Raw genomic sequence first — 18,256 nt, 5'->3', positions numbered from 1 at the left:
AAGCGCTTTCGGGCGATGCCAGGCTTCGGGGATTCGGCACTCAATCCGCCGCAGGTGAACTACTACCAGTTGGTCACCGGCGATGAGGCGGCTACTGCTGCGGCAGCCGCAGCGGCTCATCAGGCGACCGCGGCGATGCTTTCCGCCGAGATTGCCACCATGACCACCAGTACGACCAGCACGGCCTCGGTGGGTTGGCAGGGCGCCGGTGGTGCGGCGATGACGATGACCGCTCAGGCGTTTGCGGGAATCTTGGGCATGGCGGTGGCCTGGTTTGAGGAAGCTGTTGTGCAGGCGACGGCCATCGTGGATGCCTATCACCTGGCCAAGACCACGATGGTGCCTGGACCGGTGTCGGATCAGAACCTCGTCGATACTGAGGCGCTGGTCGCCACGAATTTCATCGGGCAGAACAGTCCGGCGATCGCGGCCCTGGTCGCCGAGTATGAGCGGCAGTGGATTCAGAACGCCACGATCATGTCGAGTTATCAAGGTGTGGTCACCGCGGCGTTGGGCGTGCTGGCGACGCCGCCGCCGTTCGCGCCGATGGCACCCAATCCGGCCGCAGCATTGGCCGCCTTGGGCGACGCTGGGGCGCAGGCCGGTGTGCAGGGCGCATTGCAGGCCAGCTCGCAAAGCATGCAGCAGGCGAGCACGGCCGCGGTACCGGCCAGTGAAGCGGTCTCGGCACCCGCCGATGCAATGTCGGCGATGGGCGGGCCGATGGGGATGATGGGGCAGCTCTCGTCGGTCACCGGCATGATGGGCCAGGCTCCGCAGATGCTGGGCCAGGCCCCGCAGATGCTCAGCCAGTTCATGCAGATGCCGATGGGCATGCTCGGCCCGCTGTCGTCGAGCATGGGCGGTCTCGGTGGCGCCCCGGGGGCCGCGTCAGCGGCTCCGCTGACCGGTACACCGGTGGCGACGCCGGGGTTGGCCAGTGCGCTCAGCGGCGGCGGCGGCGGTGGCGGCGGCATCGGTGCCGGCGGCAGCGGGGTCGTTCCCACCAGTTCCTACACCCGCCCGGTGGGGAGTTTCAGCACCCCGAATGCCCCCAAACTGCCCGGCGGATTCGGAGGTGCCATCGAACCGGTTGCCACCGGACCGAGCCCGTCAGGGGGTGCAGGCACTGGTGGTCTGTACGGCGCTCCGGCCTCGGCGATGGGGCGCGACGGCGCGGCAGCGACCGAGCAGCGGCAGGGACGCACGATGCAGGTCACGCTTGCCCGATCGGCTGCTGACAGGGGGGACAGGTAACAAAAAATTAGCGCACGGCGGGGTGTGTAGACGCCCATAGACTTTGTCTAGAACCAAACACCTTCCAGAACAGGAGTTTCCATGGCACAGCAAGTTGTTGGTGCGGCGCAGATTCAGTCCACCGCCGACCAGCTCGACGATCTCAAGATGCGGGCCCTCGACGTGCTCAGCCGCTACCAGCAGCATTCGACCGAACTGCAGGCCTCCGGCGGCCTCGACGGCCAGGCCGGTGTCGCCAACGTGGCTACGGCAGAAGAGATCTCGCAGGCACAGCGTGAGATGAACATGCGGTGGGAGTCGCTGATCGCGGCGCTGCGTAACAGCGCACCGGACTTCACCAACATCGACACCCAGAGCGCCCAGCAGATCCAGTCGGTCGCCGGCGGCCTGCGCTTCACCTGACCCTTCCACCACCACAGACAGTCGAAAGGATTCCACCACAATGGACGGAATGATCAAGGTCAATCCCGGCGCGATCGTCGATTACAACGCCGCCCTGGGAACGTTCAGCGGCGAGCTGGACAACATCGCCTCCGAGGCGCAGAACCTGCTCGGCGGCATCGCCGAGTACTTCACCACCGATCAGGCGTCGGTCACCTACGCCCAGGCGCAGCAGATGATCATCGACGCCACCAACGAGGGCAAGGAAGTCATCCACCGCCACGGCCAGGCCGCCGACCAGGCTGGTGTGGACTTCGTGTCCCAGGACGGGGCCTCTGCCCAGACGTTCATGGTCTAGGACGGCCCACCAGGGGTGCTGTAGCGACAATGCCGAAAGGGGGGCCAACTGAAGTTGGCCCCCCTTTTTGCTGCTCGAAAGAATAGATAGAAGGGATAGGACATGGCGCTGACGACAACCGTCGGGGGCGTATGGGTACTGCAGGCGCTGCTGGGTGTGGAATCCATGCCAACAGCGTTGCGGCTCAAGCCATTTATTCCGTCAGTGCATCACGAACTGATTGTTGAGACCACAGCAGGGCCGGTCCCGATCGCTGAAACCGCCGAGTATCTGAGCCTGGTGCAGGCCGGCGCTATTTCCCCCAGTGGCGCGGTCGACGACCCGGTGCGCGACTGGATGACCGTGCTGGGCCGCCCTGATCGTCAGGCCGTCCTGACCATACGGCGACCGTCAGGGCAGGCCGTCCACAACGGTGAGCTCCCGACGGTGGAGGAGCGGGTGGTCGTGGTGTGCCGGTACCGCCGGTGGCTGGCGATGGCTGCCCGCGACGGCAACGAGATGGTCGTTGACGCGGTGGGGGAGACCGATTACCCCGCAGTTCAGGCGGACTTGATGTGCCAAACCTTGATGCCGGCGCTGGGTGTGGCCGCACCCGCTGATATCGACGGCGTCAACATCCCCGCCGACCTGATGCAATCGACGCTGGAAGCCGCTGTCCCGCAAGGGCGAGACGCCACGATCGCCGCGATGAGCCGGCTGGGACTGCAACCCCAGCAGGCCGAGGTCCTGGCTGCGGCGACACGCTTGGACGACTCGGCCATGGCCGTCGCCATGGTGATTGACCACGACATCGCCCAGCATGTCCATCCCCGGGTGGTCACGGTGGCCGACACCGAGTTTGGCCGCGTGAGCATCACCACGAGCACGTCGGCAGACGGTAAGCAGTGGCTGAGCTTGTGGCCGGCCACCACCGACGCCGTGCGCGAGGACCTCTACGGGCTGCTTTCCGCGCCACGGGCGGCCGCGTAAAACGCCATGCGTACATATGTCGGGGGGCATGAAATTGGTGCCGATTTAGGGTCATTGTCCCTAGTAGGGTGGGCAATATGGCGCTGAATTTGACGTCGCGGCTGCAGGTGACGGCCCACTATTTCTGGAACCGCCGCAACGCCGCGGCACTGAGCCATCACGGCGTTCGGCTCGAATACGACCCCGAACAGCGCCGCAGCGCTGCCCTCATCCTCGGGGTCATGTTCACACTGCTGGCCATGGCGCTGATGTTCGTGCTGTCGTGGTTCAAGCCGGCCGGCCAGGTCGGCCAGTCGGCCATTTTGGCCGACCGCGACACCGGCGCGGTCTACGTGATGGTCGACGGTCGACTACACCCGGCGCTGAACCTGATGAGCGCCCGGCTGATCGCCGGCCAGCCGAATAATCCGACGTTCGTCAAGGCCGCAGAGCTGGAGAAATACCCGCAAGGGCCGCTGGTGGGCATCGTGGGCGCTCCCGCGGCGATGCCCATCCGTACGGCGTCGTCCTCGGACTGGACCGTGTGCGACACCGCACCGACACCGACGTCGACGACCTCGGCCGCCTCGGAACCTGTGGTCACGGCGATCGCCGGCCAGCTGACGCTAGGCCAGCGCTCAGCGCCGCTGCAGATGCCCGATGCCATCTTGGGCCGCTACGGCGATCGGACCTATGTGATCTGGGAGGGACACCGCTCCGAGATTGACCTCAGCAATAAGGCGGTCGCTTTAGCCTTGGGCGTCGATTCGACTGCGCCGGAACCGATTCCGTTGTCCCGACCGCTTTTTGACGCCCTTCCGGCGACCGACCCGCTGGTGAGCCCGGCCATCCCGGGGGCCGGGGAACCGTCACGATGGAATGTCGCCGACGGCGCGGTGATCGGGTCAGTGCTGACCGTGCGCGACCTCGGCCAGCCCAACGCTGCCGAATCGCTGTACGTGCTGTTACGTGATGGTGTGCAACGGGTTTCGCCGTTCGTCGCCTCACTCCTGCGATCGGCGAACTCGTTCGGTGATGTGGCCCCGATTCAGGTGGCCCCCGACAAACTCGCTCCGATACCGGTGGTGGATAAGCTGCCGGTGTCGTTCTACCCGGCCACTCGGCTGCGCCTGGTGGACACTGCCGTCAACGCCACCACCTGCCTGGCGTGGTCGAAGGGCGCTACAGACCGCGCTGCCGAAGTCACGATCTTGTCGGGGCAAGGGTTGCCGATCCCGCTCGGCTCCGCCGATAACCGCCTGGTCAAACTCCCGAAGGGCGTGCGCGATCCCGAATCGGTGGAGGCTGACCAGGTGTACATCGGCCCCGGTGCCACGAACTTGGTCATGACGACCAGTGCGGCCCCAGCAGCGTCCTCGCGCGAAGCGATGTGGTGGATTTCAGATCAAGGGGTCCGCTACGGCATCGAGTTGTCCGACGACGCGTTCACGGCCCTCGGGGTGTCCCCGGATCGGTCGCAGCAGGCACCGTGGCCGCTGATCCGGGCATTTGCGCCAGGGCCAGCACTCACCCGCGCCGACGCACTGGTCCAGCACGACTCGCTCGCTCCCGTCGGGGGCGCCGAAGCGCTCCCCACCAGGTCGCCGGGAAGCTAGTTGTTAAAAATCGAGGGTTGAAAAACTAGTGCCGATATACGACATACACGCTGATAGGATCAGATTGTGACTGACCGCGATCTCCCCCCTGAGCAGACGGGCTACCCTTCGAGCGAGGGCGACACCCGCGACACCGGTGCGCACGCCGCAGAGCCGCCGGCACCGCCGGCGGTGCCGGGCTGGCCCCCACTACCGGCGAGCGGTGGGGAATCCGCGGGCGCTCACGCCCAATCCTCAGTGCCGCCCCCACCCCCGCCGTGGCCGGGCCGCACCCCGGATGTGCCCAGTCCAGCATCGCGATCCGACGCAGCTCCGCCGTGGGGTCAGCACGCACAACCCAGCGAGTCGGAGGTTGTGGAGTCGACCACGGAGCAACCCGCGGCGGCCCCGCAAGATCCTGACCCGGGCGCGCCGTACCGCCCGTCGGATGTTGAGACCACAACGTTTTTCGACCGCCGCGACTTCCCGCCCCCGCCGCTACGCGAAAGCCCCTCCCGCGGCGGCAGTTTCGGCGACACCGGTGCGGGCCAGCAGGCGGTGCCGCCCACCTCCTCTCAGTGGGGTGGCGAGCCTCCACGGCATCAGGCCCCACCGTTTCCGCAGCAATCCGGCCCGCAGCGTCCCCCGTCGCCCGCCCAAGGCTGGCCCGGCGAGCGTTCTGCGCCTCCTGCCGGTGACCCGCGCCAGTGGGGCGAGCCCGCCCCGGCAGCCACGGGGCCGGCGAACTACTCCTACGTCGACTCGATTCGGCCTACTGAACTCGTGCCGACCCGCAAGATTCCCCCCGGCAAGGGGTGGCGGAAAGTGCTGTACAAGAGCACCTTCGGGCTGCTGAACTTCGGGCAGTCACCCGATGAACGGCATTTGGCGGAGCTGGAGGCCAAGATCCGCTCCCTACTGCGGGGCCGCTACAAGATCGGGGTGCTCGGCAAAGGCGGCGTCGGCAAGACCACGATTGCCGCCGGGGTGGGGTCGATCTTCGCCGAGCTCCGCCAGGATGACCGGGTAGTGGCCATCGACGCCGATACCGCGTTCGGCAAGCTGGGCCTGCGCGTGGACCCCAACGCCAAGGGTTCCTATTGGGAGCTCGCCGCCGATCAGGACTTGCGCACCTTCGCCGACGTGCGTTCCCGCGTGGGTAACAACACCGCCGGCCTGTTCGTGCTGGCCGGCGAATCTGCCACCGCCCGCCGCCGAATACTCGAGCCGAACATCTACCGTGAGGCGACCGGCCGGCTGGACAACCACTTCACGCTGTCGATCATCGACTGTGGCTCCACGATGGATTCCCCGGTGACCCGGGAGGTCCTGCGCGATCTTGACGCACTGATCGTGGTGTCCTCGATGTGGGTGGACGGGGCCTCCGCGGCGGCACAGACCATGGAGCTGCTCGCCAACACCGGCCATACCGGGCTGCTGCATCGCACGGTGGTCGTGCTCAACGACGGTGACGGGCACGCCGACAAGCGCACCCGCGAGGTGCTTCATGAGCAGTTCAGCCAGCGCGGCCAGCGCGTGGTGGAAGTGCCGTTCGATCGACATCTGCGGCCCGGCGGTGTGATTGACGTGCAGAACGAAATCGACAAGGTGACGCGTCGACGGTTCATCGAGATCGCCGCGGCGATCGCCGAGCACTTTCCCACAACCAGCGACAGTCTGCGGGGGCGCCGGTGACCACGGTGAGCCCGTCGACTCCCACGTCAGGATCGTCAGCCCCCGGTGGGCCGCTGGTGCCCTCGTCGTGCAGGGTGTCGCTGTTGGTCGGCGACGCTCACCAGATTGACCTGGTGTTACCGGCCGCAGTCCCGCTCTCGGCGTTGACCGACTCGACTCTCGGGGCGGTCAATCGGCTGCTGCGCAGCAAGGGTGAAGACGAACTCCCTGTAGGGACATATGAATTCGCCCGCGCGGTGGGGATGACACGGCTCTCGGAGGAGGTGTCGTTGTCGGCGCAGGGTGTCGCCGACGGTGACCTGTTGGCGTTCGTGCCCGAGAAGACAGCCCGCCGGTACACGCCACTGATCGAGAATGTCTCGACTGCGCTGGCCCGCTGGGCCCATGCCCACTTTCCTCCGGTGTCGACCCACGACGCGGTGGTGGTCGCCGGGGCGCTCACCGCGGCGGCACTGATTGGGGCGGCCCTGCTGGTGTGGCGACTGCGGTGGGCGGCCCAGCCGTTCTGGCTGAGCCCCGCGATCTTCGCCGTCACCGCGGGCATCCTGTTGGCCACCGCGATGCTGTCGGCGCGCGCTGGGGCCAGCCGCGTCATCGTCGACGGCGCCGCCTGGGCGGCGTTGGTCGGCCTCGTCCTGGCTGGCGCGAGCGCGCCGTATGGCAACCAGCCCGGGGCCCCGCATGCTTTCCTGGCCGCCGTGGTGGCCACCGTCGGGGTGCTGCTGTTGGCGCGGATGACGGGCCGCCACTGGACCGCGGCGGCGGCGATCGTCACCGTGACCACGGCCGTCATCGCCGCCGGTCTGACCCGCATGTTCTTCGACGTTCCCGCTCAACGCATCGCCATTGTCATGTTGATGGCGGTGCTCATCGCTTCTCGGGCGGCGACCGCGATCGGGCTGTGGATGTCCAAAGTTCCGCGCCAAAGCTTCGAGTCCATCACCGGGCGCGACATGTTCACCCGCGCGCCAGGTCAGCCCGAGGACACGCTGACACCTGTGGAGTCGGCCGCCCATGACGTGACGCTGCGCGGTGAGCAGGTCGCCGAGGTGGCCCGCCGGTCCAACCGGGTGCTCACCGGCACCCTGCTCGGGATCGCCGTGGTGCAGCTGGCAGCCTCCTGGTGGGCGATCGCCCCGGGGTCGGGCTCGCAGTGGCCCTCGATCGTCGTCGTCGTGGTGACGGCGCTGTGCCTGATTCTGCGGGCCCGCGGATTGCGGCACCGCCGTCATGCGGTGACCATCGTCAGCGGGTCGGCACTGTCGCTGATGGCGATCCCGCTGCACTACGGCCTCAGCGCTCCGGCCTCGGCGACCGTCTCGGTGGCGGTGTCGGCGGCCGTGGTGTTGGCCGTGGCCGTGGCCGGGCTGCTGGCCGGGGCGGTCATTCCCTCCCGCAGCTTCTCTGAACCCATCCGGCAAGTCGTGGAATGGCTGGAGTACCTCGGCTATGCCCTGATCGTGCCGTTCGCCGCATGGGCGATCGGGCTGCTGCAATACATCAGGTTGCACTGATGCGGGGCAAAAGTGTGGCGGCCGGCCTGGCCGCATTCGGACTGCTCAGCGCCAACGTGTTGGCGCCCCCGGCGGCGCTGGCGGTGGCCCCGCCGGTGATCGACCCGGGCGCACTGCCGCCGGACGAGACTCCGGGCCCGCCCCAGGAGATGCGCCAAACCAAAGCGTGCGTGACCCCGGTGGTGGTGGGCGATCCCAACGTGGCGCAACCCGACCCGGGCAACACCATGCTCAACATCGAACAGGCCTGGCAGTACTCGACGGGCGCTGGAGTGACGGTGGCCATCATCGACACCGGCGTCACCCCCAACCCACGGTTCCCGCGGCTGTTTCCCGGCGGCGACTTCGTGCAGGGACTACCCGACGGCGGGCTGACCGATTGCGAAAGCCACGGCACCATTGTCGCCTCGATCATCGGCGCCGCGCCGGCTAACCCGGCCGACCGCCCCACGCCGCGTCCTGCGGGAGCAGGGGCGCCCCCTCCACCCCCGGGCGTGCCGGCCAATCCCGCGCCGCCAGCGTTTCCCCCGCCGCCGACGATCACCGCGACCGCGACAGTGACCGCGCCCGCGCCGCCGCCCGAGCCGCCGCCACCTCCTGCTGAGCCGCCGCCGGGGGGACCGCCGCCCGGTGGACCGCCGCCGGCGGGACCTCCGCCCGCGCAGGGCCCGGGAGACACCGGCGCCGCGCAGCCGTTGGTGCCGGGGCCGCCGCCGGCGGGACCGGACGGCGTGGTCGGCGTGGCCCCCGATGTCTCGCTGATTTCGATTCGGCAGTCCTCGACGGCGTTCACCCCGGCACGACCAGCCCCCGGCGACATCGAGGGTCAACGCAAGGCCGGCGACATTGCGACCCTGGCCAAGGCGATTCGCCATGCCGCAGACCTGCCCGGCGTTCAGGTGATCAACGTGTCGTTGGCGTCGTGCATCAACGCCGCCGCCCCGGTCAACCAGGACGCTCTGGGCGCGGCGGTGCGCTACGCCGCGGTGGACAAGGACATCGTGATCGTGGCCGCCGCCGGCAATCAGGGCGGCGGTGACCAGGGACAGGACTGCGGACAGAACCCCGCCTTCAATGCGCTGGACCCCAACGATCCCCGGGACTGGGCTGGGGTGCGCACGATCGTGACTCCGGCGTGGTTCTCCGACTACGTGCTCACCGTCGGCGCGGTGACCCCCGAGGGGCTGCCGCTGCCGGATTCGATCAACGGCCCGTGGGTGTCGGTGGCCGCCCCTGGCTGGCGGATCATGGGCCTGTCGAACACCAACGGCGCCGCGGTCAACGCCCGACCCGATGAACCCGGCTTGGGTGCCGGTTTCTGGGGGACCAGCTTCTCGGCCGCCTACGTCAGCGGCGTGGTCGCGCTGGTGCGGGCCAAATTCCCCGATCTCACCGCGGCCCAAGTCATGCGGCGCATCACCGAGACCGCCCACAATCCGGCCCGCGGGGTCGACAACCAGGTCGGCTACGGCGTGGTCGATCCGGTAGCGGCGCTGACCTTCGATGTGCCGCTGGGCGATCCGAAACCAGTCGAGCGGCTCAGCACCGACCTGTATGTACCTCCGCCCCCGCCGGGACCGGATCATCGCCCGCGCAACAGCGCCCTGCTCGCCGGCGCCGCGGTCCTGCTCGTCGCCGCGGTCGCCGTGGCGGTCGTCGGCATGCGACGGAGGCTGCGATGAAGGCCCGCACCGTGGGCGTGCGCGCCGGAACACCGGTGGTAGTCGCGCTCGAAGTCGTTGCCCTGGTGGCATTCATCGGTCTACCGCCAGCGCGGTTTGGATGGTGGCCGGCCGCGGTGATCACCGCCGTGGCGCTGCTGCTGCTGGTACCCACTGTGCACCGCCGCAACGTGCCGGGCTGGCTGGCGGCCGTGCGGCGCTGGCGTCGTTCCCGGCGCGGGAAATACCCGGCGGCGGCTGCGGCCGTGGATGTGCCCCACGGCAACATCGTGTGCGGTGTGCGCGTCGAGGCCTACGAAGCCCTCACGATGATCGAGGTGACCGGAAAGCCCTACTCGCTGACGTTCCTGCGCGGCTCCACAGTGTCGCTGACCCGCAACCTGCTGCCGCTGGAGGTGCTGACCGAGCTGCTCGACCAGCCCGGCGGGATTCAGCTGGCGGCCATTGACGTCGTGCCCGCCGGACACCGCGTGCGCCGCGGCAACGAATACCCCCCGCTGTACAGCACTCTGCTGGCCGACCGGCCCGCGGCCGGGCAGCGCACCATGCAGTTCGTGGTGCGCCTCGACATCCGAAACTCGGTGCCCGGCTTGCAGTATCGGCAATCGGTCGGGGCTGCAGCCGCCGCCGCCACCGAGCGAATCATCAATGCCCTGTTAGAGCGCGACATCCGCGCCACCGCCCTGACCGCCGCCGAGCTCGACACCGCGCTCGACCGGTTGGGCGCACGGCTGCAGCCGGCTCCGGCGCCCCCGGTCATCGAGGGCACCGACAGCCCAGCCGACCCGGTGCCCTTTCGCTCCACCAGCCCAGCGCAGCGGCGCAGCAAGGTCAGCAACGAGGTTGGCTGGCGCACCATCAAGGGCCACCCCGGGTTTCTCACGACGTACTACTTCTCACCCGAGGACATCACCACCGCGTCACTGCATCAGATGTGGGCGCTGCGCAGCGACGAGGTGGTGTTGACGCTGAGCTTGTTCAAACGCCGCTACGTGGAGGCCCCTGACGGCGATGGCCCGGTGATGATCGCGGCCACGGTGCGCACCAACGATCCGCAGCCCCCTCAGCAGCCACCGACGCTGTATCTCAACACGTTGCCCGGTGACCAGTTTTCCGCCGCACTGCGGCCGGCCCCGACGGCGCGTCCGGGCCACCTCGACATCCCCGCGCGCCCGCTGGGGGAGCCCAGCGCGTTGGAGATCCCGATCGGCTCGACGGGCATTCTGGTGGGAGCTGCACTGCGCGATGACCGCCGCGCAGACCCGCCGGTGCAGCGCGACGATCTGGTCATGTTGTCGCTGACCGATCCGCAGCAGGCCACCCGCATCGTCATGGACACCAGCGAGTATTACGTGCGCCAGCTGCTCATCCGCGCCGCCGCGGTGGGGGAGCGGATCGCCATCTATTCCAGCCAACCCAACCGGTGGGCGAGGTTGGCCCAACCCAATATCGCCGTGGTCGACCGCCGCCGGCCCGCAGAGTTCGTGCCCTCGATCATCGTCAACGACCGGCCCCTCATTGCGCCGCCCACCGGATTGTCGGCCACCGTGATCACCCTCGGGCGTGCCCAGCCTGGCGGGCAGCAACCCGACATCCACTTTCAGCAGATCTCGCGGGAATCGGTGCGGATCAGCACCGCCCGCGACACCGTCGAGGTCGCCATCGTGGCCTTCAACCAGGAACAGGCCTGGCTTGGCCTATGAGCGCTGCGCAGACACATTCTCCGGCCTGGCCGGGTAGGCGTCTCCTGGACGCCCTGGGCGTCACTGACCTCGACACGTTCGACCCGCGCCCGGGGTGGCGACGCCGCGCCCACGATGACGTGCTGGCGATCCCGGTCGGTGCGCCAGTGGACGCGCCCGACTCGGTGGTGTCGATTGAGCTCGGCGATCACGCCAACGTCGCGCTCTGCGTGGGCATCGCTGGGAAAACCACAGCGCTGCAGTCGCTTGCGCTGAGCGTGTGCACCTTGTATCCGCCGACCCGCGTGCAGCTCGCGATCGCCGACACACAGAACGGCATCACCAGCGCAAACGCCACTACCGGCCCTCCTCCTCACGTTGTCGCCCACTGCGCGGGCTACCGGCGCGCAGCCGACCCTCCGGCGAACTGGGACACCTGGTGCGCCCAGGTCGAGGCCGCGCTGAATGAGCGCACAGGCCAGTCCCAGCCCGAGCTGCTCGTCGTCGTCGATGCCGTCGACGAGCTGCTGGGGTCGCACCCACAAGTGGCGGGTACGCTGCAGCGCATCGCCGACGAAGGCCGCGACAAGCGTGTCCGGCTCCTCATGTCGAGCACTGAGCAGACCTCGAAGTTCGCGGTTGGCGCCCGGTTGGGGCGGCCCGTTGCGGCAACCAGCGACGTCGTGATTGCGCTGAGGACCGCGACAGCACAAACGTCCATGGATGCCCTCGGTGGACCCCAGGCGTGGCAGCTGCCGATGTCCCCTCTGGGCCTTGGCTATGTCCGACCACCTGACGGTGCGATCACCGGACCCGTACGGCTGTTCACCGCTGCCGATGTGGCGCCCGCGCTGTCGTCTCGACTCATGACGATCTGATGTGCGTTCGGCATTTTGTGCCTGTCGGGCACCTCGGTCGGCCGTAGCCTTATATCCATGCCCGATGAGCAGCTCGCCGCGCCGCTGTGTTTGGAGTCGTTTCGCCGCCGCAAAGTGGCGGCGCCGATCAATAGCGGGCACGCTCAGTTCACGATCGCTGATGTCGCCGCCGCGTGCGGTCTTCCACAACCTGTTGTGGCGCAACTAGTTCCGCGCACCTGGACCGATGCAGGCTGGATGTACACCGCCGATCAACTGCAGTTCGCAGTCCAGATCGGGCCTGACGTGCGCGCCGGGGAGTACGTCTCGCCGCGGCAGGACTAAACAGCGCCCGAAAATAGTGCACGGAGCACCCCTGCGGCGGCCCTACTGTTCCAACTATGAGTGCGACACCGGCCGCCTCCGGCGGCTATCGGCCACCGGTGACCCCGTTCGCCGGCTGGGTCCACGACGACCGCGGCCGACTCGTGCCGCTGGAGACCGCCCCGCATATCGGCGCGTTCGCCCCGCCGGGCACCGGCAAGACCCGCAAGTGGCTGGCGCAGTCGGCGGTGCTGTGGCCGGGCCCAGCAGTGGTGTCGTCCTCCAAGGACGACCTCATGCAGATGGTGGCCTCGCGGCGCTACGGGCCTGCCGCGCTGCTGGATCTGCGGCCTATCGCTGCGCCGTACTATCCGGCTGACCTGCGTCCGTACCGGTTCGATCCCACCGCATGGATCACCGGACTTGAGGATGCTAAGGCCGTCGCTCGCACGTTGTTGAGCACCTCGGCGGTCGCGCTGTCGGGCAGCTCCTTTCGCGGCAGCGACCCCGGCCCGTGGGATGACCTGGCGTTCGCCCCGCTGACCTGCCTACTGTTGGCCGCGAGCCCGCAAGGGCTGGGGCTGGGCATCGACTGGGTAATCGAGGCTGCCGAGGACGTGACCCTGCCCAACCCTTGGCCCACCTCGCCGCAGATGAGCACTGATGCCTCCTGGGTGACCGCGGCCGTCTGGTCGTCGAACCGCTACTTCGAGGCCCGCGTGCGCAGCGTGTTGAGCATGGAGGCCAAGCAGCGCGACTCGGTCAAGATCACCGTGACCAAGGTCCTGACTGCCTGGCTGCAGACGATGGAACGCGACAGAGGCCTGCCAGTCCTCGATGAGGAGTTCCTGGAGGACCCCAACGCCACCATCTATCTGCTGACACCCTTTGATGGCACGGTCGCCGCGCAGGCGATCACTCTGATGGATCAGCTGATTAACCGTCAACGCGTGAAAGTCGCTCAGTGGGACGAGTTTTCCCGGTTGGGCATGTTTCTCGACGAGATCACCAACACGCCGTTGCCGCGACTGCCGCAATACATCGCCGAGTCCCGCGGCCTGGGGGTCTCGCTGTGTTTTGCCGCCCAGGCCGGCGAGCAGCTCGACGCGATCTACGGCCCGCTGCAGGGGGCGGCGATTCGCGCTGTCGTTCCGGCGTCGCTGCTGATGTACGGCTCCCATGAGAAGGACCTGATGGAGTCGGCGTCGTTCTGGAGCGGCAAGACCACCCGCAGCCAACTGTCCTATGACCACAGCCTGGATTCGACGTCGACGAGCCGAACCTTCGGCAATGCCCTTGAGCCTGAGGAACTTATGCCACCCAATGACTCGTTCGCGCGGCTGCTGATCCGCGGCACCCCCGGGCGCATGGTCACCCTTATCGACTGGACCGAGTTCGTGAAGTACCTCGACGAACTGCGGGCAGCGCGGCTCCACAGCAGCGGCGGCCGCCAGCGATTCAGCGGCCTCGACGCGGCGGCGACGGCATGACGACCGTTGGTGCACAGATGATTTCCTCTGCGTCGCAGGAGACCTCGCTGCGGTCACTGAACGCGCCCGCATCCACGGCAACGGCTCTGGCGCGAGCGCGTCGTGATCTTCAGCACGCAATCGTGATGGGTGTCGACGCGCATCGCCGCCGCCAGTACGCCCTCTCGGCTCGCGATGAGGCCGCCACGGTGCTCCTGGCCGCCGATGCCAGCTCCCGACAACTGCGCTATGCCCGGGTGTATCTCGTTGCCGCGCAGCGCTTCTTAGACGCCCGGGCCCTTCCGGTGATGTGCGACCGCGGCGAGGGCTACCCGGCTGCCAGCTAAAGGTGTAGCGGGTAGCCCACCGCGCCGAGGGCAGCCCCATTTCCGGTGCCGGGCTTGCCGGGTGCGACTGCTGACAGCAGTCACGGCGCTGTGCTTGGACGACCCGCACGGCAGCCGGAAAAATAGTGCACGAGCGACCCTTTGGGGCGTTTTAGGGTCAGAGTATGGCTGATCCCAGCGACAAATTTGATGAGGTGCGGCGGGCGTGGGTCGCCCGCCACCAGGGGTGGTCGCTGATCCAGCGGCGCCGCGCCGAGCAGCTCGGCCGCCGGGTCCGCGCCCGTCAGCGCAGCACCGTGGCCGCCCTACCCGATCCGCATGACGACACGTCGCTACCGCCGCTGATTCTGCGCGCCGCCAAGTCGCCTACCTCTCAGGTGGAGCTGGTGGTGGTGGCGATCCTGGCGGTGTGCGTTCCGTTGGGCTGGCTGGCCGGCGTGGCGATCAAATCCGTTCTGGTGAACCTGATTCCGCAGACGCTACGGGCATTTCCAATCGCTGCTCTGCTGTGGTCGGGGGCTGCACTCGGGGCCCCGATCCTGGCTCTGTATGACCCTGCACCGACGTTCGGTCAGATGGTGGTGGTGCCGTGGCTGTGTGTCCAACTGGCTGCGGCCCCGGTGATGGCCGGCGTGTACGGCATCGCCGAGGGCTGGTTGGCGATCCCCGGCTCAGATCAGTGGTGGCCGCTGACTCCAGCAGAGCCCGCATTGAGCCCCGAGGATGCCGCCGAGATTCTGGGGCCCTACGAGATCACCGGACCGCCGGTGGTAGAGCCCCACCCGCTGCCCGACCATGGCGAGCGGATGCCGCGATGGTGAGCGCCGCCGGCGCCTCAGCGCTGCACACTCTCGGCTGCGACGTCGCGGTCGGCGAACTCCTCGACCAGGCTGCGGTCAACGCGCAGTTCCTCGGCCAACCGGTCATGTGCGGCGTAGAGACGGTTGATCCGATCGTCGAACGCGCGCAGGTCGTCGTGCGCGCGCTCGATTTCCTCGTGCAGTTGGGTGAGCAGCCGATCGGCGATGTCGTCTTTGGTCAGCGGCGTCGCGGCCTGCTCCTGGAGCCGCACGTTTTTGGTGGCGCGTGCGGTGATGCTCAGCGGATAGCCGCCCAACAGCACGACCGCCGCCGAGCCGGGCTGCCAGCCCAGAGTGCGATCGATGCGCAGCAGCGTGCGCACTCGGGGGGTGTTCTGGGTATCGCGGTCGCGCACCGCGGCCAACGTGCTGAAGTTCGGGAAGCCTCGCCGGTTGGCTTCTTCCCTCGACATCCGCAGCTTGGCCAGCCGGGCGTCGACGAAGTGCATAAGCCGGGGAACGCCGTCGGCGGGAACCGTCATATTTTCCAACTTACCGCACCCGATTGGCAAAGTCGGCCAGCGAATTTTCACCCCCGATATATGTCATATGCCGACGTTAGGTTGCCCGCATGAAGATTCTTCTGGCCCTGTTTGCCGTCCTGGCCGCCCTCGCGGCGGTCGCCGTTCTCGCCGTGGTGCAGCTCGTGATCAAACTCGCCCCGCTTCTGGTGCTACTCGCCGTGGCGGTGGTCGTCGCCAAGGCTGTGCAGGCTCGTCGGCGTCCGCCCCCGCCGCTGATGCCGGCGCTGCCGCCGGCCCGGCGGGTGACCCCCGCTGTCACCGCACCGCCACGACCGGTGGGATGGGCGCCGCAGGCCCCCGGCGGGTGGGTGCTGTTGCCGGTGTGGATGGGGCCCGCGCCGGTGGCGTGGCGGCCTCCGCCCACCGTGATCGACGCCGACGTGGAGGGCGAGCACCGTGGCTGATACCCCGATCATCACCGATGAGAGCTGGGTCGATGAACTGATGGGCGGGCCCGACCCGGCCGCGGTGCCCACCGCCGCGACGATGCAGCCAGGCGTGGCCGACCTCGACGCCGCCCAACCCGAGCCCGAGCCTGAGCATGAGCCCGAAGCTGAGCAGTACGACGATTCGGCCGAGGCTCCTACCGATCCGCGGCTGCAGTCCGGCGCCGGGATCGCTGACGAGGCGCCGCCCGTGCATCTCGACACCGCAGCAGCCTTGACCGCCGAGCGCGACGAATCCGGGGTGGCCCGCGCCGACGCGGGCGCCAAACGCACTGCCGTGGCGCTGGGGGTGGGGCTGGTCGTGGCGGTGAGCGCCATCGTCGCCGCGCTGGTCACCTTCAGCGACACCGATGCACCTGCCGCGCCCCGTCAGGACAGTGCGGCTGCGGCCGCGCCCGTGGCCCAGCCGCAGCCGGTTCCTACCTCCGCCGCCCCGACCGTCCCTCAGGATCAGTCCATTCCCTTCACCGCCAGCGCCCCGTGTGCAGCCGGGTCAACCTCAGCGCAGTCGCTGACCGACACCGCCACCGATTCGGCGTGGGTGTGCGCCCGCGGCTCACGTGATGAAGCCCTCGAAGGCAAGGTCCTCACTGTCGACTTCGGCAAGAGCTACATGGTCTCCGGTGTCGAGGTCACGCCGGGATGGGTGGCGAAAACGCCTGGGGGACAGGACCGATGGCTCCAGCATCGGGTGGTGACGCGGCTGCAATACATCTTCCTCAACGGCAACGTGGTCTCTGACATCTTCACTCAGGACACCGGGAACGCCCACGGCCCGGTCACCGCCGCGCTGCCGCGACGGGTCTTGGCCTCCCGGGTCAATGTGGTGGTCTTGCAGACCTCCCGCCCACCTGCCTCACCGTTGCCGCCGGCCACCGATCCCGCTGCCCTGCCTGAGGCGCAGCCGGGGCTGGTGGAATCGCTGCTCGGCGAGGGTGGCGGGCCGCTGTCGGAAACACCGCAGAACCCTGAGCCGTATCCGGATCTGACCGTGCCCGACAACGGCAGCGACCCCGTGGACAACACGTTCGCGATGAGCGCATTGAAGTTTCTCGGTTACCAGCCCTAAGAAAAGAGACCACTGTGGCACTGTCGAAAACCTGGCAAGGGCGTCTCCGCCGATGGCGCGGTGGCGCCCATCGGGCCGGTGTCATCGCCCTGGTCGCCGCCGCGGTCTTCGGCGCCGCCGCGGGCTGCAAGGTGTTCTTCGCCCCCGATCGCCCTGACTTCATCGGGATCGCTCAGCGTGAACGCAACCAACAAAGCGTTGTCGGCGCGTTCGCCTCGGACTTCGTGGTGGCCTGGCGCACGGCGACGGTGAATCAGCGCGACAGCTTGGCGCGCTTCATCACCCTGCCCGAGCAGGGACTGGCGCTGCCCTCGACGCCGGCTGCGGTGATCACCGCGCCCCAGGTGGGCCCGGTGCTGCGGATGGGCACCCTCGATGACACCGAGCTCTATACCGCGGTCATCTCGGTCAACGAACGCCCCTACGCCTCGGCCCAACCGACCCGCACCTTCTACCAGGTGCCGGTGTCGCTGTGGAACCGTCAGCCACGCGCTCTGGACTTCCCGGCCCAGATCAACGATCCCGGCCCGGGCGCGGATTTCGCGCTCGACTACCGCAACGCTCTAGGACCCGAAAGCCCGGTGTTCGCCGTGGTGGCCGGATTCATCCGCACCTACCTCACCGCCACCAACGGCCTGGATCGCTACGTGGTTGCCGGTGCCCCCCTGCGCCCGATCGGCGGCTACCAAAGCGCGGTGGTCTCCTCAGCGGCCACCAGTCGCAGCGTGCCCGAAGCGCCGGCGCCGGGAGAGCAATTGCATGTGCGGGCCACAGTCGTCGCCCAAACCTCGCAGTTTGCCACAGTGAATCTGGTGTACCCGCTGACGCTGGAAAATAGCGGCGGGACCTGGATGGTGGCGGCCATAGACTTAGTGCCACAGGTCGGCGGTCAATCAGAAGCCGATCCGGTAGCCAAACCACATAGCTAACGCACCTCAAGAAAGGCGAGACGAATATGGCAGAGAATACCGAATTACTCGCGGCGTCAGGCCTTTTTGAGGCCGGCAACAAGCTCGGCCTGGCGGTGCTGGGCTTCTTGGCACTCGCCGCACTGGTCATCGGCGCCGGATCGGCCATCCGCAAGCTCAAAGAAGGCTCCGGGGCGGCCATCACCGCCGAAATCGGTGCCATCGTGTTCGCGGTCCTCATCGGGCTCTCGGTCGGCATCGCCTCCGCGCTCACCCAGGAAGCCGAGGACTCCGGCATCCGCAACCCGGTCCGCGTCGACAGCGTGTGGGATCGCTGAGC

At 68.2% G+C, this 18,256-nt stretch carries 19 protein-coding genes; 18 read left to right on the top strand and 1 reads right to left on the bottom strand.

Features of this window, described 5'->3' with window-relative positions:
- Window positions 1-15 precede the first annotated feature (15 nt).
- The 14 genes from G6N53_RS00150 to G6N53_RS00085 all read left to right on the top strand — a co-directional run bounded on the left by G6N53_RS00150 (window position 16) and on the right by G6N53_RS00085 (window position 14,930).
- Window positions 16-1,257 (top strand): PPE domain-containing protein, encoded by a 1,242-nt coding sequence (locus tag G6N53_RS00150; RefSeq protein WP_163886433.1) that lies wholly within the window; start codon window positions 16-18, stop codon window positions 1,255-1,257.
- An 81-nt stretch (window positions 1,258-1,338) separates the two neighbouring features.
- Window positions 1,339-1,659, top strand: a complete 321-nt coding sequence (locus G6N53_RS00145) for a hypothetical protein (protein WP_011767965.1) — start codon at window positions 1,339-1,341, stop codon at window positions 1,657-1,659.
- A gap of 40 nt (window positions 1,660-1,699) precedes the next feature.
- Entirely contained in the window at window positions 1,700-1,996 is a 297-nt protein-coding gene (locus tag G6N53_RS00140) for a WXG100 family type VII secretion target (RefSeq protein WP_048424368.1), read from the top strand.
- Between the two features lie 102 nt (window positions 1,997-2,098).
- Window positions 2,099-2,965 (top strand): ESX secretion-associated protein EspG, encoded by an 867-nt coding sequence (locus G6N53_RS00135; protein ID WP_163886432.1) that lies wholly within the window; start codon window positions 2,099-2,101, stop codon window positions 2,963-2,965.
- 77 nt (window positions 2,966-3,042) lie between these two features.
- Entirely contained in the window at window positions 3,043-4,560 is a 1,518-nt protein-coding gene (eccB, locus tag G6N53_RS00130) for a type VII secretion protein EccB (RefSeq protein WP_083741723.1), read from the top strand.
- A 66-nt stretch (window positions 4,561-4,626) separates the two neighbouring features.
- The gene (locus G6N53_RS00125) at window positions 4,627-6,234 is read left to right on the top strand and encodes a MinD/ParA family ATP-binding protein (RefSeq protein WP_115329239.1); all 1,608 of its coding nucleotides are present in this window, start codon (window positions 4,627-4,629) and stop codon (window positions 6,232-6,234) included.
- A gap of 5 nt (window positions 6,235-6,239) precedes the next feature.
- The gene (gene eccD / locus G6N53_RS00120) at window positions 6,240-7,748 is read left to right on the top strand and encodes a type VII secretion integral membrane protein EccD (protein ID WP_237166273.1); all 1,509 of its coding nucleotides are present in this window, start codon (window positions 6,240-6,242) and stop codon (window positions 7,746-7,748) included.
- Window positions 7,748-9,430, top strand: a complete 1,683-nt coding sequence (locus tag G6N53_RS00115; protein WP_115329241.1) for a S8 family serine peptidase — start codon at window positions 7,748-7,750, stop codon at window positions 9,428-9,430. The genes eccD and G6N53_RS00115 overlap by 1 nt, the downstream gene beginning before the upstream one ends.
- Window positions 9,427-11,133, top strand: a complete 1,707-nt coding sequence (gene eccE, locus G6N53_RS00110; RefSeq protein ID WP_115329242.1) for a type VII secretion protein EccE — start codon at window positions 9,427-9,429, stop codon at window positions 11,131-11,133. The genes G6N53_RS00115 and eccE overlap by 4 nt, the downstream gene beginning before the upstream one ends.
- Window positions 11,130-11,990: a hypothetical protein gene (locus G6N53_RS00105; RefSeq protein ID WP_115329243.1), complete on the top strand. Its 861-nt coding sequence runs from the start codon at window positions 11,130-11,132 to the stop codon at window positions 11,988-11,990. Before eccE ends, G6N53_RS00105 begins: the two co-directional genes overlap by 4 nt.
- 57 nt (window positions 11,991-12,047) lie before the next feature.
- Window positions 12,048-12,314 carry a hypothetical protein gene (locus G6N53_RS00100; RefSeq protein WP_163886430.1) on the top strand — a complete coding sequence of 89 codons (267 nt, stop codon included), beginning with the start codon at window positions 12,048-12,050 and terminating at the stop codon, window positions 12,312-12,314.
- 56 nt (window positions 12,315-12,370) lie between these two features.
- Window positions 12,371-13,783 carry a type IV secretory system conjugative DNA transfer family protein gene (locus tag G6N53_RS00095; protein ID WP_163886429.1) on the top strand — a complete coding sequence of 471 codons (1,413 nt, stop codon included), beginning with the start codon at window positions 12,371-12,373 and terminating at the stop codon, window positions 13,781-13,783.
- Window positions 13,784-13,800: 17 nt separating this feature from the next.
- Window positions 13,801-14,109, top strand: coding sequence for a hypothetical protein (locus G6N53_RS00090; RefSeq protein WP_237166271.1), 309 nt, complete (start codon window positions 13,801-13,803; stop codon window positions 14,107-14,109).
- 164 nt (window positions 14,110-14,273) lie between these two features.
- Entirely contained in the window at window positions 14,274-14,930 is a 657-nt protein-coding gene (locus tag G6N53_RS00085; protein WP_163886427.1) for a hypothetical protein, read from the top strand.
- 14 nt (window positions 14,931-14,944) lie between these two features.
- Here the strand turns inward: G6N53_RS00085 and G6N53_RS00080 are convergent, their stop codons facing one another.
- A complete protein-coding gene (locus tag G6N53_RS00080; RefSeq protein WP_172527962.1) occupies window positions 14,945-15,451 on the bottom strand; it encodes a hypothetical protein in 507 nt (168 codons plus the stop codon).
- Window positions 15,452-15,540: 89 nt separating this feature from the next.
- Here G6N53_RS00080 and G6N53_RS00075 point away from each other — a divergent pair, with 89 nt between their 5' ends.
- Genes G6N53_RS00075 through G6N53_RS00060 form a run of 4 tightly spaced genes read left to right on the top strand, consistent with a single transcriptional unit; the run spans window position 15,541 to window position 18,254 of the window.
- Window positions 15,541-15,897 (top strand): hypothetical protein, encoded by a 357-nt coding sequence (locus G6N53_RS00075; RefSeq protein WP_083741715.1) that lies wholly within the window; start codon window positions 15,541-15,543, stop codon window positions 15,895-15,897.
- The gene (locus G6N53_RS00070; RefSeq protein WP_115329166.1) at window positions 15,890-17,008 is read left to right on the top strand and encodes a discoidin domain-containing protein; all 1,119 of its coding nucleotides are present in this window, start codon (window positions 15,890-15,892) and stop codon (window positions 17,006-17,008) included. The genes G6N53_RS00075 and G6N53_RS00070 overlap by 8 nt, the downstream gene beginning before the upstream one ends.
- Before the next feature lie 14 nt (window positions 17,009-17,022).
- Window positions 17,023-17,937 carry a conjugal transfer protein gene (locus G6N53_RS00065; RefSeq protein ID WP_115329167.1) on the top strand — a complete coding sequence of 305 codons (915 nt, stop codon included), beginning with the start codon at window positions 17,023-17,025 and terminating at the stop codon, window positions 17,935-17,937.
- 26 nt (window positions 17,938-17,963) lie between these two features.
- Window positions 17,964-18,254: a hypothetical protein gene (locus tag G6N53_RS00060; RefSeq protein WP_011767719.1), complete on the top strand. Its 291-nt coding sequence runs from the start codon at window positions 17,964-17,966 to the stop codon at window positions 18,252-18,254.
- Window positions 18,255-18,256 lie beyond the last annotated feature (2 nt).

It is taken from the genome of Mycolicibacterium hippocampi (assembly GCF_010723735.1).
Taxonomy (GTDB): Bacteria; Actinomycetota; Actinomycetes; order Mycobacteriales; family Mycobacteriaceae; genus Mycobacterium; species Mycobacterium hippocampi.
Note: the sequence above shows the minus strand (reverse complement) of the source record. Positions and strands in the feature narration are given on the sequence as shown.

Bases quoted from the DNA above. Each gene is read 5' to 3' on its own strand.
- G6N53_RS00150 (WP_163886433.1), top strand. From the start codon at position 16: ATGCCAGGCTTCGGGGATTCGGCACTCAATCCGCCGCAGGTGAACTAC.
- G6N53_RS00145 (WP_011767965.1), top strand. From the start codon at position 1,339: ATGGCACAGCAAGTTGTTGGTGCGGCGCAGATTCAGTCCACCGCCGAC.
- G6N53_RS00140 (WP_048424368.1), top strand. From the start codon at position 1,700: ATGGACGGAATGATCAAGGTCAATCCCGGCGCGATCGTCGATTACAAC.
- G6N53_RS00135 (WP_163886432.1), top strand. From the start codon at position 2,099: ATGGCGCTGACGACAACCGTCGGGGGCGTATGGGTACTGCAGGCGCTG.
- eccB (WP_083741723.1), top strand. From the start codon at position 3,043: ATGGCGCTGAATTTGACGTCGCGGCTGCAGGTGACGGCCCACTATTTC.
- G6N53_RS00115 (WP_115329241.1), top strand. From the start codon at position 7,748: ATGCGGGGCAAAAGTGTGGCGGCCGGCCTGGCCGCATTCGGACTGCTC.
- eccE (WP_115329242.1), top strand. From the start codon at position 9,427: ATGAAGGCCCGCACCGTGGGCGTGCGCGCCGGAACACCGGTGGTAGTC.
- G6N53_RS00105 (WP_115329243.1), top strand. From the start codon at position 11,130: ATGAGCGCTGCGCAGACACATTCTCCGGCCTGGCCGGGTAGGCGTCTC.
- G6N53_RS00100 (WP_163886430.1), top strand. From the start codon at position 12,048: ATGCCCGATGAGCAGCTCGCCGCGCCGCTGTGTTTGGAGTCGTTTCGC.
- G6N53_RS00095 (WP_163886429.1), top strand. From the start codon at position 12,371: ATGAGTGCGACACCGGCCGCCTCCGGCGGCTATCGGCCACCGGTGACC.
- G6N53_RS00090 (WP_237166271.1), top strand. From the start codon at position 13,801: ATGATTTCCTCTGCGTCGCAGGAGACCTCGCTGCGGTCACTGAACGCG.
- G6N53_RS00085 (WP_163886427.1), top strand. From the start codon at position 14,274: ATGGCTGATCCCAGCGACAAATTTGATGAGGTGCGGCGGGCGTGGGTC.
- G6N53_RS00080 (WP_172527962.1), bottom strand. From the start codon at position 15,451: ATGACGGTTCCCGCCGACGGCGTTCCCCGGCTTATGCACTTCGTCGAC.
- G6N53_RS00075 (WP_083741715.1), top strand. From the start codon at position 15,541: ATGAAGATTCTTCTGGCCCTGTTTGCCGTCCTGGCCGCCCTCGCGGCG.
- G6N53_RS00060 (WP_011767719.1), top strand. From the start codon at position 17,964: ATGGCAGAGAATACCGAATTACTCGCGGCGTCAGGCCTTTTTGAGGCC.